The sequence below is a fragment of the Paenibacillus sp. GCM10027626 genome (genome assembly GCF_042676285.1).
In the GTDB taxonomy this organism is placed as follows: domain Bacteria; phylum Bacillota; class Bacilli; order Paenibacillales; family Paenibacillaceae; genus Paenibacillus_Z.
On the sequence record NZ_JBHTHC010000005.1, the window covers coordinates 202617 to 218679 of the forward strand.

13 protein-coding genes are annotated in these 16063 nt (G+C 49.9%); 5 read left to right on the forward strand and 8 right to left on the reverse strand.

The features are described from left to right. Positions 1 to 122 precede the first annotated feature (122 nt). On the reverse strand, positions 123 to 1361 hold the full coding sequence (locus ACFQ0N_RS12335) for a D-alanyl-D-alanine carboxypeptidase family protein (protein WP_379326368.1): 1239 nt from the start codon (positions 1359 to 1361) through the stop codon (positions 123 to 125). A gap of 296 nt (positions 1362 to 1657) precedes the next feature. Here ACFQ0N_RS12335 and ACFQ0N_RS12340 point away from each other — a divergent pair, with 296 nt between their 5' ends. After that, entirely contained in the window at positions 1658 to 3967 is a 2310-nt protein-coding gene (locus tag ACFQ0N_RS12340) for a heavy metal translocating P-type ATPase (protein ID WP_379326370.1), read from the forward strand. A 593-nt stretch (positions 3968 to 4560) separates the two neighbouring features. Then, a complete protein-coding gene (locus ACFQ0N_RS12345) occupies positions 4561 to 6837 on the forward strand; it encodes an alpha/beta hydrolase family protein (protein ID WP_379326372.1) in 2277 nt (758 codons plus the stop codon). Between the two features lie 125 nt (positions 6838 to 6962). Here ACFQ0N_RS12345 and ACFQ0N_RS12350 read toward each other — a convergent pair whose 3' ends face one another. Together ACFQ0N_RS12350 and ACFQ0N_RS12355 are read right to left on the reverse strand one after the other, a co-directional pair. Next, a complete protein-coding gene (locus tag ACFQ0N_RS12350) occupies positions 6963 to 8372 on the reverse strand; it encodes a sensor histidine kinase (RefSeq protein ID WP_379326374.1) in 1410 nt (469 codons plus the stop codon). Further along, entirely contained in the window at positions 8362 to 9078 is a 717-nt protein-coding gene (locus ACFQ0N_RS12355; protein WP_379326377.1) for a response regulator transcription factor, read from the reverse strand. Before ACFQ0N_RS12355 ends, ACFQ0N_RS12350 begins: the two co-directional genes overlap by 11 nt. A gap of 247 nt (positions 9079 to 9325) precedes the next feature. Here ACFQ0N_RS12355 and ACFQ0N_RS12360 point away from each other — a divergent pair, with 247 nt between their 5' ends. Continuing rightward, entirely contained in the window at positions 9326 to 10306 is a 981-nt protein-coding gene (locus tag ACFQ0N_RS12360) for an S-layer homology domain-containing protein (RefSeq protein WP_379326379.1), read from the forward strand. Positions 10307 to 10407: 101 nt separating this feature from the next. Here the strand turns inward: ACFQ0N_RS12360 and ACFQ0N_RS12365 are convergent, their stop codons facing one another. The 3 genes from ACFQ0N_RS12365 to ACFQ0N_RS12375 form a co-directional block, all read right to left on the reverse strand. After that, positions 10408 to 11100 (reverse strand): LrgB family protein, encoded by a 693-nt coding sequence (locus tag ACFQ0N_RS12365; protein WP_379326381.1) that lies wholly within the window; start codon positions 11098 to 11100, stop codon positions 10408 to 10410. Next, complete coding sequence (locus ACFQ0N_RS12370; RefSeq protein WP_379326383.1) at positions 11087 to 11488, reverse strand: CidA/LrgA family protein; 402 nt, start codon at positions 11486 to 11488, stop codon at positions 11087 to 11089. The genes ACFQ0N_RS12365 and ACFQ0N_RS12370 overlap by 14 nt, the downstream gene beginning before the upstream one ends. 356 nt (positions 11489 to 11844) lie before the next feature. Beyond that, positions 11845 to 11979: a hypothetical protein gene (locus ACFQ0N_RS12375; protein WP_379326385.1), complete on the reverse strand. Its 135-nt coding sequence runs from the start codon at positions 11977 to 11979 to the stop codon at positions 11845 to 11847. 218 nt (positions 11980 to 12197) lie between these two features. On the opposite strand from ACFQ0N_RS12375, the gene ACFQ0N_RS12380 reads away from it, so the two are divergent. Beyond that, positions 12198 to 12878: a hypothetical protein gene (locus ACFQ0N_RS12380; protein ID WP_379326387.1), complete on the forward strand. Its 681-nt coding sequence runs from the start codon at positions 12198 to 12200 to the stop codon at positions 12876 to 12878. A 214-nt stretch (positions 12879 to 13092) separates the two neighbouring features. On the opposite strand, the gene ACFQ0N_RS12385 is transcribed toward ACFQ0N_RS12380, so the two are convergent. Then, positions 13093 to 13497, reverse strand: a complete 405-nt coding sequence (locus ACFQ0N_RS12385) for a hypothetical protein (protein WP_379326389.1) — start codon at positions 13495 to 13497, stop codon at positions 13093 to 13095. 344 nt (positions 13498 to 13841) lie between these two features. On the opposite strand from ACFQ0N_RS12385, the gene ACFQ0N_RS12390 reads away from it, so the two are divergent. Continuing rightward, a complete protein-coding gene (locus ACFQ0N_RS12390) occupies positions 13842 to 14675 on the forward strand; it encodes a nucleotidyltransferase domain-containing protein (RefSeq protein WP_379326391.1) in 834 nt (277 codons plus the stop codon). A 405-nt stretch (positions 14676 to 15080) separates the two neighbouring features. Here the strand turns inward: ACFQ0N_RS12390 and ACFQ0N_RS12395 are convergent, their stop codons facing one another. After that, a complete protein-coding gene (locus ACFQ0N_RS12395) occupies positions 15081 to 15671 on the reverse strand; it encodes a PadR family transcriptional regulator (RefSeq protein ID WP_379326393.1) in 591 nt (196 codons plus the stop codon). Between the last annotated feature and the right edge of the window lie 392 nt (positions 15672 to 16063).

The following is a 16063-nucleotide window of genomic DNA, read 5'->3' on the forward strand; positions in this document are numbered from 1 at the left end:
CTGCGTTCAGCATTGTCATCCGTGTCCCATTATAACATACAAGCATCGGCGAAATCAGCCGACCTGGCGCGGTCTGTGACAGTTAGGCGAAACTTGCGCTACATCCGCCCGGCGGGCTGATGCTAGAAGCCGCTCCGTCGCTTCCGCTGCCACCTCAAATAACCGATCCAGGCAAAAATGAGAGCAAGCACCATCCAGGCAAAGACCTTTAGCCAGCTCAATACATCGCTTGACCGCTGATCCCCAGCTCCTTCCTGGGAAGCCGCGCTATCGCCCGTCCGGTCCGCGCTCTCTTCTGCCGGAAGCGGCAGGGGCTGCATATGGCCCGCCTCAACAATGCCGAGCGAGGAGATGACCGATAGCGTTCCTAAATCGTCGATTTGCAATCGAGGGGTTTCCCCTTTAGGCAAGACCGCCCAGATTGGCTCCTCCGCCGTATACTCAAGTGAATGAGCGGCTGCATATCTGGTATACGTCTCCCCCTTGTCAAACAGCTGCTTGGGCTCAAAGCCGGCAAAGCCGTAATCCAGCAGCTTTTCCATATCGAGGTACAGCTGCTTTACTGATGGCGCTTTCAATAATACGCCGATTAGCTCCATACCATCCCGCTCAGCTGAGGCGACGAGCGTATAACCGGAAGCATTGGTAAAGCCGTTTTTCACCCCGGTAGTTCCCTCATATCTGCCCAACAGCTGATTATGATTTTCCAAATCGGATGTCCATTCCGCCCCTGACCAGGGCCGCTTTTTCGTCCCGACTATAGAACGGAACTTTTCGTTTGCCATCGCATATTGGGCAATATGCGCCATATCGGCTGCCGTCGTATACTGCAGCTCATCCGGCAGTCCATGCGGATTAGTAAAATGGCTGTTGTGAACCCCGATCTTCTCTTGTATAAATGCATTCATGCGCTCGGCGAACTTCTCCTTCGAGCCGTCAATATATTCAGCAACTGCAGTTGCCGCATCATTGCCCGAATTAATTAACATCGCCTGAATTAAATCGTCCAGCGTCTGCTGTTCGCCTTCGGCCAGATACACGCGTGTCCCGTCCTCATGGCGCGCTTCCTTGGAAATCGTCACCATGCCGCTTAAATCGGTTCCGGACTCCAAAGCGACTATACCTGTAATAATTTTCGTTATGCTGGCAGGATACATCGCTTGATCGGCATTCATTTGATACAACACCGTGCCTGTGCGGCGATCCATCAAATAGGCGGACCCAGCTTCGACTTGCGGCTGGGCCGGCGGTTCCGGCCGCTCCTGCTCCGCTGCATGTACAACGGCTGAGGGTATAAAATAAATGAGCAAACCGCACGCCGCCAGCAGAGCCGCTAAGCCTCTAAAAAAAGGAGGCGGCATATAGGAAATAACACCTCCAAATTCAGCGTCACTTTCTCGATTTTATAGAATTTATAAGTTTCACGAGGGTAAATTCTATAAAATTTCAGGGGAAGAACCTTGCCTCGCGTCAAGGACGGCGTCAGCCGTTTCTTCTCATTTAGTATAGCAAATTGATGACAATTAAACCAATACGACGTATATGTGGATGAATCCCCCCGGCAACGTGCAATCTAACAAAAATGGGTTTGACATTTTTCGCATTTTGGAATATCATATGAGCAAATGTTCATATATTAACGAAGGAAGGAAACGCCATGAATGAGTATCGGGTAAAAGGGCTGTCTTGCGGCAATTGCGCGCAAGAACTGGAACGCCAGATCAAGCGGCTCGAGCACGGCGAGACTGCTCAGCTCATCTACACAACCGGCAAGCTGAAGCTTGATCCTCGCGTCTCTATTTCATCTGTTGAGAAAATATTAAAGTCCGATAATGCTTATATTGCGCAAGCATTGAAGTCAGGCAAGCAGCAGGAAGAGCAGGATCTTGACGCTCACAGCCATCATCATTGCGAAGACGGCCATTGTCACGGGCAGAGCGGGCATAGTCACAAGCACGATGACAGCCACGCTCATCAGCATGGGAACGACGGACACGAACATGAGCATAATCATGGGCATGAGCACGGGCATGAGCACGGGCATGAGCACAGTCATGCACACGGCAATTCCATGATTCTTAAACTGCTTGTTGCCTCAGCTATTATATACATCCTTGCGATTATTGTTGATGGGACACTCGCTCACTGGGTTCCAGTAACCCTGTACTTGGCGGCTACCGCAATTAGCGGCTATTCAACCTTCTGGCGCGGATTAAAAAACCTGTTCAAGTTCCGGTTCAACATTGATACGTTGATGACTATCGCGCTAGTAGGCGCAATCTCGATTGGCGAGTGGAAGGAAGCGACTCTGGTAGCGATCCTGTTCGGGCTGAACGAGCTGCTTGAAGGGCTCGGAATGGAGAAGGCCCGCCGTTCCATGGAGACGCTGATGAAGGTTGCACCGAAGGAAGCCGTCAAGCTGATTGACGGCATGGAGAAGATCGTCCCGATCGAGTCGCTGCGGGCAGGCGATACCGTTATCGTAAGAGCCGGGGAAAAAATCCCTTCCGATGGTACAGTGCAGGAAGGAAGAAGCTCTGTCAACGAAGCCGCCATTACCGGAGAATCGCTGCCGGTCGAGAAAACGGCCGGCGAGCAAGTATATGGCGGCAGCATCAACAATGAAGGCGTGCTGCGCGTGACGATCGACAAAGCCTATGAAGATTCGTCTCTGGCGAAAATATTGCATCTTGTTGAGGAAGCGCAAGAAACGAAGACGCCGACCGAATTGTTCATTAATAAATTCGCGAAGTACTACACACCGCTTATTATTGTCGTAGCCCTGCTTGTCATTCTTGTCCCGCCGCTGCTGCTGAACGGCGATTGGAGCGAATGGTTTTACCAGGGTCTCGCAGTGCTCATTGTCGGCTGTCCTTGCGCGCTTATTCTGTCTTCGCCGATCGCCATCGTGTCTGGTATTACGCGCAATGCCCGCAACGGCATACTCGTCAAAGGCGGCGTATTTCTGGAGCAGCTGGGCAAAATCGATACGCTGGCCTTCGATAAAACCGGGACATTAACCAAAGGGCAGCCGCATGTAGAAAAAGCGATCGCTTATGATGATCGATTCTACTCTGTTGCCGGCGCGATCGAGAAAACATCGTCTCACCCATTAGCGAAAGCTGTCATGAAAGAAGTCGAACGCCAGCAGGCAGCTTGTCCCGATGCCGAAGAAATTCAGACGATCTCGGGCAGCGGCATTGAAGCCGTTGTCGAAGGCCGCCGCTACTGGCTTGGCAACGAAAAAAGCATGGCTCACCTTAGACTGGCCCCTGGCGTACAGCAGCAAGTTAACAACTTGAAGGAGCAAGGCTTGACGCTCGTCCTGCTGGCCGACGAGCAGCAATTGCTCGGCATGTTCGGCATTGCTGATGAAATTCGCCAGGAGAGCAAGAGCGTGATCGCTGAGCTGCACCGCAGAGGCATCAAGCGCACTGTGATGCTGACAGGCGATCACAGGAAAACAGCCGAGAAAGTGGCAGCGGCGGTCGGAGTGACCGATTACTATGGCAACCTGCTGCCGGAAGATAAAGTAAACAAAATCAAAGAATTGTCGCAGCATGGCAATGTAGCAATGATCGGCGACGGCATTAATGACGCCCCTGCCTTGGCATCCGCCAATCTCGGCATTGCGATGGGCAAAGGAACGGACAGCGCCATCGAGACAGCAGACATCGTGCTGATGCAGGACCATCTCGGCAAGCTGCCGGAAGCCGTATCTGTCGCCAAGCAGGTCAATCGGATTATCCGCTTCAACATTACGGTAGCGCTCGGCCTGAAGCTGATCGCCCTGCTGCTTACGATTCCCGGCTGGCTGACGCTCTGGATCGCCATCCTCTCCGACATGGGGGCTACGATCTTCGTCACTCTGGTCAGCTTAACCGTGCTGATCAGCAAGAGCAGCAAGGCGCCGGTCCTGGAGGAACGGGCAGAGGCGCTGCGGTATAACGAAGGCCCTAATAGTTAGGCGGATGACCCAGCGGGTCGGGCGGTTTGGGCGAGTCGGCCATAACTAACTGGATTTTATGTAGGTAAATACCCAGAACGCTACCGATTTTTTCAGTTTAACTGGAAATCATCCAGCTAGTTCGGGCCAAATCGAGTCTGTCAATCTCTATCGCCCATTCTAGCTGTAGGTTTTCCATCTAGTCAGACAACTTAGCGAAAAAAACAAAAAACGAACTGCAGAAAATCCATTTAGTCGGCCAATATGAATTAATTTCCCGCTAAACAGAGCTAATCTACAAGTTTCATTTATCTTTCGCAACCATGTTGTGGTAAATGAACAGACTTGTGTTTTGTGCAACATTTTCGCCCCGTCGGGGGCTGCCCTAATAAAGGTTGAGCAGAATTGATGTTTCTGCTCAACCTTTTTTTCACTAAACGAAATGCGGATTCACCTGCTCCGTTCCTTCTCTCCATAACTGAAGGAATAGATCGCCGGCAGAAGACTCGCAGCAACGGTAAAAACCCTTCGCAACTGTAAGAATACTGAAAGAATGCTGACAGCGCCAGGAAAGAGTCCTCCTTTAACATTATGATTAAAGGGAGGTTCAACTCATGCTCAACTGGATTAAAGAGCGCTTGCCCGGGACTGGCAAGCTCCGGCGAATCACCGGCAGCCCGCTGCCGGCGCGCTGGAAAGGCGGAGCAGCCGCTTTAACGGTGTTAACATTATTATTCGTCGTCATACAAGCCAACTACATGCTGGGCGATCGCGGAGTGCTCGACTCTGTCATCGGGACGATTGTCGCCCTTATCGCAGTCGCACTTGCCGGCGGGCTGCTTGCTCTGCTAGTGCATCTGCTCAAAAAAATACCTGGCCGCTATTTATGGCTTGCCTTCAGCGCCTTCATTCTCATCTTCATTTGTTTTATGGGACCGATGCAGGTATCGCTTATTTTTGTGATTGCAGTCATAACGCTTGTCACGATATGGGGCGCTATTATTTATCCGCTGGCCGTTAACCCCGCCCGCTATTTCACTGGGCTGAGCCGTGCCAAAAAGGCCATTACGCTCGGGCTCGCGATCACAATAACTGCTGTGCTCGCGCTCGGTGGCTTGTGGGTGATTCAGCCGGGCAGCGACGTGGTCCCCGGCGTCCCCTTGCAGCAGCTGAAAACAAGCGAACGCTACAGCAGTGCGGCAATCGCAGCCAGGCAGCTGACCGATCCGGCAGCGGAAGGCAGCTATTCGGTCAAAACATTAACCTATGGCAGTCCCAACAGCTACCGCCCAGAATTTAACCGCAGCGATTCGCTGGTCACTCAACCGGTCGACGGCTCCGCTTACGTCAGCAAATGGTCGTCGCTGCGCACTAAAACGGTCGGCTTCGGCCCGGATAAAATGCCGCTAAACGGGACCGTCTGGTATCCCGACGGCAAAGGGCCGTTTCCGCTCGTCGTCATCGTGCATGGCAACCATCTGATGACCGACTACTCTGACCCAGGCTACGATTATCTTGGCGAGCTGCTTGCAAGCCGCGGCTATATTTTCGTTTCGATTGACGAGAATTTTTTGAATGTTTCGCCTTATGACGATATGTTTATCGTGAATGCATTGGAAAAAGAAAATCCTGCCCGCGGTCTGTTAATGCTCGAGCATTTGAAAACATGGAAAGGATGGAATGAAGATCCCGGTACGCCATTCTACCGGCAGGTCGATATGGAGCAGATTGCCCTTATCGGACATTCGCGAGGCGGTGAGGCCATTACAGTTGCTGCTGCCTACAACCAATTAAACCAGCATCCGGACAATGGCAACATTAAATTCGATTACAATTTTTCCATTCGTTCCATTATCGCAATCGCCGGCACCGACAGGCAGTACAATCCGGCCGATCATCCAATGCCGGTAAAACATGTTAACTATTTGGCCTTGCACGGATCACACGATATGGACGTCAACAGCTTTCGCGGCCAAAGCCAGTATCATCGCGTCACACTTGCCCCTGACGAAGATCTGATGAAGGCGACGGTCTATATTTACGGCGCAAACCATGGACAGTTCAATCGCTCCTGGAGCCGCGGCGATGGCGCAGGTCTCGGCAATCAGCTATTCAATTTGCAGCAGCTAATGCCGCGTGCGCAGCAGGAGCAGACAGCCAAAGTATTCATCTCCGCCTTTCTGGATGCGACATTGAAGCATAACACAGCGTATCGCGATATTTTTCAGGATGCCGGATATGCCAAGGAATGGCTGCCAGACACGATGTATGTGACCAATTATATGGATTCACAGACAAAAGTCGTCGCCGCGTACAACGAAGACATCGATTTGCAATCCACTACTTTGCCTGGCGGCATGCTGACTGGCGAAGGGCTGGCGGAATGGAAGGAAGAAGCGGTGAAGATGAAATTTGGCGAGGACCTGCTCCATGCCGTTCGGCTCGGTTGGGACCAGAAGCGGAAGCAGGAGCAGCAGCCGAATCCGGCTTCTTATACCGTCACCCTGCCTGCGCAATCGATTCACGTTGACGGGAAGAGCAGCCTTGTGTTTTCGATCGCGGACGCTGGCAAAGAAGCTGCAGCCTCCTATGCGGAAGGATTGATCGACTTGACGATCAGAGTAGTGGATCAGCAGGGGCATGAAGCGCAGCTGCCTTTGAGCCATATTTCGCCGCTCATCCCCGCCATTGAAGGAAAGCTGCTGAAAGCGCCTTTTGACAGCTTCGGTGAAACTAAGGAACCGCTGTTTCAGTATTACAGCTTTCCTCTGCAGGACTTCAAACAGCAAAACGCCAAATTCAACCCGCAGCAGCTGAGCAAAGTCAGTTTTGTATTTGACAAGACGGCCAAAGGAACCGTGCTCTTAAACGACATTGGTATCAGGCCTTAATCACGTCAAGGCTACGGGGCAGTGCATTCGCTTCTGCTCCGGACCTTGACATGCCTCCTTTACCCCAATACTAACTGGATCCATTTAGTCGGTATATTGTGGTAATGAAACAACGATTGAGCTGTCTAAAGCTCGCTCTTTGGCAAAACAAGATGAAAATCCGTCTTCCCTCTGCCCGTCTCCAGCTGGATCTGCCCGCCGTGGAGCTCTACAATATTTTTGGAGATGGTCAGGCCAAGGCCGGTTCCGCCGGTGCTTTTCCGCGACTGGTCACCACGCACAAACGCATCGAACACGTTTTCCCGGTCTGCTTCGGCAATGCCGGCGCCATCATCGATCACATGAATATGGACAGCCCTCTCCTCCTCAGACAGTTGGAACCACACCTTCGTCCCGGCCGCATTGTAAGTGAGCGCATTTTGCAATAGGTTCGCTACCGCGCGGTACAGCAAGTGATAGTTGAAGCTGACGAAAATTTCCCGGTCGGGAATCGTATATTCAAACTCAAACCGCTTTTCTTCAAAAGCAGGATAAAAGGCAGCCGCAAGCTCGCGGACAAGCTCGGTCAGATCATGCCGCTCCGCCGTCAAAGGATAGTCCGGGCTCTCCAGCTTCGACAGCTCGAACACCTCTTCAATAAGCGCTGTTACATGCCGCGCCTTTCGATGAATGACGTCCAATATGCTTTGTTTCCGCGCCTCATCTGTAATCAAGCCGCGCTGCAGCGCCTCCACATAGCCCTGTATCGACGTAATCGGCGTCTTCAAATCGTGAGACAAGTCGAGCAGCATTCGCCGTTTGCTTTGCTCCAGCTTCTGCTTTTCCCGCTCCGACCGCTCGAGCCGCTCCGCCATCCGATTGAAATCGATCCGGATTTGCTCCAGTTCGTCAGTAGCCTGATAATGAATCCGCTCGCCATAACGGCCGCCCGCGACATGCTTGATCCCTTCCGCCAAGTAACGCAGCGGATTCGTAATCGTCGCCGCTGTCCAGCGGCTGTATACGAACACATTTATCGCAAACAGCGCCAGAAACAGTAGCACAACAGAGAGAAGCAAGATCACAAAATAGCGGTTATGCTCACTCGACCCGGCATTCAGCGAATAGCTTTGCGTCAGCAAATGTTTAGGCAGCTTCAACAGGCAGTACTGCGTCCGTCCATCCTCGGTTTGAAAAGGAGCGAGCGAGACGTAGTACGGATTCGCAGGCTGGTCGTAAAACAGCTCATTCAACATTTTCTCCGTGTAGACGTCTGCCCCATTCCGCTTGTTCCCCTTCACTTCAATAACCCGGAGCTGTTCATCCAATATTTCAACCCAGCCGTCAAAAGCTTCAATTTTCTCTATATCCATCTCCTGATAGGAGGGTTTCAACACTTCACTCGCACTCAATCTGGATAATGAATGATCGCCAAACCGATTCAGCAGCAGATAATTGAAGAACAGCAGGAGGAGCAGCACAATCCCGCCTACCGTCAACGAGAAAAAAATATAATTTCTAATCAGCATCGCAGACAGCTTTGCTTTACGCTTCATACAGCTCATCCCTTTTGGCAAACCGGTAGCCGAGGCCGCGGACCGTCTTAATATAAACCGGATTGCGCGGCTGATCCTCTATCTTGTCCCGCAGCCGGCTAATTTGCACCATGATCGTATTGTCATCAGCAATATAATGCTCTGACCAGGCCTGCTCGAAAATTTGCTTTTTCGTAAAAATCCGGCCCGGCGCTCCCATAAACAAAGCCAGCAGTTTATACTCCGTCGAGCTGAGCGGAATCGGCTTGCCGGGCTTATAGAGCATACATGCGTGATGGTCCAGCGTCATATCGCCTACACTCGTCATCCCATCCACAGCTTCATCGTTCCGATCATTAAATTCATAGCTTCGGCGCAGCTGCGCCTGAATTCGCGCCAGCACCTCCAGCGAGCTGAACGGCTTTGATATAAAATCATCCGCTCCGATGCCAAGGCCGATCACTTTGTCCGCCTCTTCGTTTTTGGCCGATAAAATGATGATCGGCAGCTTGTATTGCTCGCGGATATGCTTGATCACCTGATAGCCGTCCAGCCTGGGCATCATAATATCAACGACCGCCAGATCGACGCTGCTGCCGCGAATGCAGTCCAGCGCCTCCCGGCCGTCACTCGCAGCTAGAACCGTGTAACCTTCCGCCTCCAAAAACAAACGCAATAAATCGATAATTTCCGGCTCGTCGTCAGCAATCAGTATCGTGTGGCTCACCGGCGTCCCTCCCTCTAATTTTCGCTGCACGCTGCTTTCTTTCCATCATATCACGCCTGTATGAAATCTCCTGTCCAACGGGATAATTGTAAGAAAAGTGCAAGGTTCGCGAGGCCAGCGAGAACAGCATAACAAAGCGCTCTTTCGGCGAAATTTTCCCGGCACCATAACTGGCTGCAACAATATTTGGAACAGGCACGTCTAAAGGATACGTTACTATAACAACAACAATAGAGGTGATCTTCTTATGAAACGCAGAGTACTGTTTTCTACATTAGTGATGCTCCTTATCTTTTCAATCGCTCAAAGCGCCTGGGCATTCCCGGATACGAAGGGCGATCCAAATGAGGCCAAAATTAACGAGCTGAAGAAGCTGGGCATTGTGGCGGGCGGCAAGGACGGTTCGTTCGTACCGAAAGGAGAGCTGACTTACGCTGCCGGCATCGCGCTTATTGTGAAAGGGCTGGATTTGACGATTGAGGAGAAGTTTATCAAGAAGCCCGAAGCAAGCGACTATTATACAAAGGTAAAAAATAACGTCTGGTATTCGGACGCCTTTATCATTGCATATCATAACGGGCTGGATATTGACAAAAATGTCGATCCGTCCTCGATTATGACGCGCGAGCAGTTCGCCCACCATCTGTTCAAGGCAATGATCCGGAAAGGCGATTTTGCCTTTATCGAGCTGTTCTTGAATATTTCGGATGGCGATAAAATAACTTCTGCTTATATGGACAGCATTCAGAAGCTGCTCATTGCGAAAATTGCCGATCTCGACAAGAACAACAACTTTAAACCGCAAGAAGCCATCAAGCGCGGTGTCGCGGCCGGATGGCTGCATGATGCAATTATGTTCGTGAAGGAGCATGCGACTGAATTGCCGCCGCAGCCCGAGGTACCCTCCCTGCCGTTCGATGATATCGGGCTCTCCGTCAAAGCAGTGAACGACGATGTTCAAGAAGTGACTGTATCGGCGGAAGTGCCTCACCCGGGATATGGCATTCGCATTGCATCAATCTCTTTCGAAGGCGACAAGGCGCTGATAAAAATTGAGCCGGTGCTTCCTGCCCAGGATAGAATGTATCCGCAGGTCATTACAAAAGTAAAGGCCACTACTTATATCTCATCGGCCTATAAACCAGTATTGGCTGACCAAGAAGGCTCCTCCAGCAGCTCAAGCACCTCAAGCAGCATGGCAGAAGCCGGCTCCGTTTCCTCCAAATGAAAGACCGCGCGCTCCGACAAACTGTTTGCAGAGACAGTTTGCCGGAGCGTGCGGCTTTTGAGCTTAAATTCGCGACGTGCCTGGCAGAACAGCTAGCTATCCTAATGAATCAAATAATAAACCGGTATTGTCAGCACAGACATGACAAGTCCGGCCAAACCCATCGCAAGGCCGCTATAAGCTCCCTGCAGTTCGGAATCGCGAATCACTTTCCCTGTACCAATGCCATGAGCCGCTGTCCCCGTTGCAATTCCAATCGCCAAATCATCCCGTATTCCTAATTTGCCCAAAAACCATGTGCCGATCATGCTGCCATACAGCCCAGTGAGCACCGTAAACAGCGCCCCCAGCTCCGGTATGCCGCCCAGCATTCGCACCAGTTCAAGCGAAATCGGCGCTGTCGTCGATTTAGGCAGCATCGTCAGCACGAGCTGGCGGTCGCCCCCAAGCCCCCAAGTGAGCAGCGCATTCGCCCCAAGGCTGGACATTGTCCCCGTCGTCACACCGAGCACGATCGGCCGCCACTGTGCCACAATCCGCTTCCAATGGGTATAGAGCGGCACGGAAAGCGCAACCGTAGCCGGTCCCAGCAGCTGCGTGATCCACTGGCCGCCGACCGAATACGATTCATAGGGGATCCGGAAGATGACGAGCACAGCAATAATGCCTGCCGAGCATAGAAACAACGGATGAAAGCGGCTGTTCTTGCGCGCCAGCTTCAGCGCCAAGCCGTACATAATTAATGTCAAGCCAATTCCAAAAGCAGGATGTGACCATAGACTAAAACTCGGCATCGCTGACCGCCGTCCTTTCCTGCTGGCTAGGAGACTGAAGCTGTTTCTTCCGCCTCCGTCCCTGTCCCATCCACACTGCAGTCAGCCCGCTAACCGCAAATACAACGAGCGTTCCGAGCGCCAGAGCTCCGGCAACCGGCAGCCAGTGCCGCTGCAATACCGGATAAAAGATAACGACACCCGCAATAACCGGCGCAAACATCGCCAGCATATGCGAAAGCAAAAACTCCGCCGTTTCTTTGATCCATACAAGCTGTACCCAGCCAAGATGCAATGCCGCAAGCAGCAGCACCATGCCGACAACCGCACCCGGTATTGGCAAACCGCTCACCCGCACCAGCAACTCCCCGCCAAGCCAAAACCCGACCAGCCAAATAAAGCCTTTCACCCGGCAATCCGCTCCTTTGTATATCAAATGCTGCTTATACCTTGTTCCATGATGTTATAAACTGACTTCATAAATTCATTATAGCCTCTACCGCTGTCGGCAACACGAAAAAACGAGCCTAGTGCTTGTGTGGATGAGCTCACTTAAGTTAATTGAACTCGCGTTAATAAATGTGCTATACTACTGTTAAAGATATTCAGATTGGTTGTATGAACCAGGTCACTGTGACCATATACTAAAAAGAGCCTTCACCGCGCCAACGGTAAAGACTCTTAGGACATGAAAGGCTGTGGATGACCACGGCGCGCTAAAGCAACATAATGCATCAGTGAAAACCACCGTTTAGGCTCTCCAACCTACTTAGCGGTGGTTTTTCGCTTGTTGCGAAACTTACGACGTGCCCAGCGATAGAGCTTCCGGATACCAAAAACAAGACTTAGTACCGTTACGATCCAACGCAACACATCATAAAACGCCACAAGTACGACCATCGGCGTCACCCCCTCTCGGGAAGCTGCGCCGTGGGCCGAAATACCCACCACTATTCTAGTCCATAGTGTCGATTATTAACATGTCCCAGATTATTCCTCTACAAAATTATGACTACAAATAATTTTTAGGTCTATTCCGATTTGATTGTTGGCAGCAGCATGACTATAGTAAGAAGCATACAGCGAGGAAATTCAAACGGAAGGAGGAATAGATCAATATGGGAGCCAAAATCGGTTGCTTGCACGCCCATCACGACAACATAACTTATATTAACGATGCTTTGGCAGCCCCTGATCGGGAGTTTATTCACTTTGTCGATCCTGGACTCATGCAACGCATTACTGCCGATCCAGGCTTTGCTCAAGGAGGCGGAGCTGAGAAGGTGCTTGAGCAACTGAATTGGATAGCAGCTTCCAATGTGGACGCCATACTCATTACATGTACTAACTATATCGCACTGCTGGATGAAGCGCAGCTAGCCCTTCAACTGCCGATTATTAAAATCGACGAGCCATTCTTTGCGCAGATTTGCAGCACTGCAGCACCGCAGACGATCCTATTCTCCAATCCAGCTACAGTAGAAGGAACGATGAAGCGATTATATGATTACGCCGAGCTGCATGGACACTCCCTCCCAGACATTCAGTCATATACGATCGCCAACACATTCGAATTATTTATGCAAGGCTATAAGCAGAAGTATATTGCTGAATTGACCCGGGCTATCCAACAGCTATGTCAGCGTGAACAATCATCCGTTGCGCCAAGGGAGCTGTCGGTCGCTCAGCTATCGATGGTCGAAGCGGCTCAAGAAGTGGAGCGCGAACGGCCTCAATTGCAGATTGCCAATCCGCTTCGTACGTTAGCTGACCACCTCGATTATGTGCTGAGTGTTTGACATTAGTCTAGCTTAGCGTGGACGAGACGCTGCATGTACCCCCGCGGCAAAACAAAAACCACCGATTAGGCTCCTCAGCCTATTTAACGGTGGTTTTACTTTAATGAGAAATTCGCTTGTATCATGAATTCATTTTGCTTGAGCGCCGCGGCAATCCACACCCCGATTTGCCTTAATTATCTCTGCCGCTTAGCGCGGCTAAGACTCGCAGCATTCAACCCTCTAGTAAACCTAGATATCTTATTTCCTTGCCATTTAATTTAACAATTAATATCGGCCCGCTATTTTTCACCGGTTCATAAATCTCAGTTCCTGCAGGAAGTTTAGTCGCCATTTCGTCTTCAAAAGCAATACCGTCTTTATATTCCTTTTTAATTGTGCCGATACTCGTTTCAATTGTGAGCTTTGCCGCTTGCACCCAATCAATATCACTTGCATTACTGTAAACAATTCCGCCGAGCTGAAAAATATCCGCATTTGGAGTCTTAGCGAGGATTTCTTTTGCTGTTGGATTATGAGTTGTGAGAGTTTCCGTTAAATTTCCAGCACTGCCCTGTTCAGACTGGGTACATCCTGTAAGTATCACTAAGCAAAAAATGAATGAAATGAGTATTCTCATTACCCGCTCCCCCTTTTAGTGATAAGAACGGATTATTAGATAATTTTGTTGCAAGATTTTTTGGTCGTTGCTGAACACTAAGAACCTTCCGCTTTTTCTCGGATTTATCTTCAAAATTCGGTGACCTCAGATTCTGTAGCCGTCGCATCAATGTAGGTTCCATCGTTACGGGCAAAACAAAAGCATCAAAATATAAAATAAGAAAAATGATTAAGAAAAGTTTCTCTTTTTCGAAAAATATAAGCCATTTATCATAAGAAGGGTAAAGTTCACCATCTAGGGATTTGCCGGAATAAAGTAGCTCAAGCGAAAACCACAATCATACAAATAAGGTGGGATATCGAATGGCTGATGTATTACCAGAAGTTGTTAATAGGTCTATGCGAAAGTTATGCGAATCGCTACAAATCCGGATACCGGATACCGTAGAATCCGTTTATCTTTATGGCTCGACTGCTCTCAATGCTTTTATCGAGGGCTCTAGTGATATAGACTTTCTCGTATTTGTTAATCGAACGTTAACGCCATTAGACATCCAATCGATTATAGAAGCGCATAAGGATGTCGAACCAGCGCTTTCAGGATTAGATATTATGGGCGCCTATATCCGACTAGAGGATGTAGGAAAGTCCGCAAGAGAGCTCTCCCCTGTTCCCACATATTTTGATAAAAAAATGCAGCCTGATGGAAACGGGGATTTAAATCCGGTCACATGGTGGATCCTTCAGAGACACGGCATCTGTGTGTATGGTCAGCATATGTCGTTTAATTATGAAATATCATCTGATGAACTTATCCAATACGTTATTGAAAATATGAATTCGTATTGGGCCGGATGGATTGACAGATTGGAACAAAAACTAAATTCGACTGGCGTGACAGAGCATCCAGTACCATTGGAACAACTTGATTTCGCAGTTGAATGGTGCACTCTCGGCATGTTGCGGCAATTTTATACAATTCGAGAGCATGACGTAACCAGCAAAATTGGCGCTGGGGAGTATGGCCTTACACTATTACCCGAACGTTGGCATGGACTTCTCCGCGAGGCAATCGCGATCAAGCGTCGAGAGAATGCAAGAGAATATACTTCACAATTGAAGCGGCTGCATGACCTAGTCGAACTGCTTCGCCTGATTCATTTAGAGAGTAACAAATTTCTAAAAAAACAAAACTAAGTTTTTTGAATAGTTCTCCCCTCAACAAGAGGGGCAGAAATCTTCAGTTATGCTGAAAACAACATCCTTGAATACCGGACTTGGAACAAAAATGAAAATCAGCAGCGCCAGTTGATCCAGCCCAAGGTACTGACGATATCCCCGGTAAGGGGCGCAATACAAAAAAGGGAAGAAGTGGGAGCATTCACTTCTTCCCTTTTTTTTGTTGCATCGCGCATGCCGCTGAACTCTGCATACCCAGGAGAGAATGCAATTACAGCTTCACCTGTTGAATCTGCAGCCCCTGCAATGTCGGATTACAGTGCGAATCAATGGAATTGAATAAGCGGGAATAAATCACTGAGCCACCATCGTCATCACCTTTTACGACGAAGTACGCCGCTCCGAGCATCCGCTATTCTTCACTTAAACATTTCCGGGTTCTCTCCCGTTCAAGTCTTCCCCATTCGTTCGATGGCTACTGATTAACTGTAAAGCCCACTCTTCGTCAAAACGCAGCCTTTCCAACCGATGCCGGAAAAAGATCAGAATATACTGCTGTTCCCCGTCTGGTATCCGCTCATCCTTGTTCACATACTCAATCCGTTCTTCCTCATGGCGAATTTCATACCGCAGGTAATCCTTGTACTGGTGCAAAATTAAAAACCGCAGCTCCCTACTGATCAGATCAAAATTTTTCAGTTTAATATAAAAGTGCAGCTCGTAATCCGGCGAGTATGGAATAGGCTCTTCCATCAACCGAAAAAAACGCATTCTGCCTTCTTCGGTAATGCTATACATTATTTTCTTTTTTCCTCTTCCCTGTCGAGCGCCCTCCGATTGTTCATCGGGGACCTGCTCGATCAGCCCGTCTGCAAGCAGGCCGTGAATGAGCGGATAAAGCACCCCCCAGCTGATTTTTCGCGTTGGTCCAATAGCCCCGTTCAAGATCTGATGTAACAAATAGCCATGCATCGGGTTATTTATCAATTCGCCGAGTATGAATAATTCGTTCAAGCAAATGGCCTCCCTTATAAGTTTAACTGCTCTTATTATATCGAATAGATATAATAAGTAAACAACAGTATAGCTTACGGTTGCCCGAAAACAGTAAAGCCGCGGTCGTCGCGACTTTTTCCAGTACTTATCCATTTATGACCGATTCCGGTCTTTCATAAGTGGGCCGAGCAAGCCTGCCGCGGACCAACCAAACGGACGTGAAGACGCCCATCATTTTGTCGCGTTGCTTGCCCGAGAACAATCCGCGATAATATGCGGCGTGGCGGTGGCGACGATGGTCACGTCCAACGCTCCGATGAACATCGCCGCCAGCAGTCCGGCGACGACCATGTTGACGTTGGTTTTCGGGTCATGCTGAAAATCCTCCTTTTATTGTCTCTTTTTCTCTA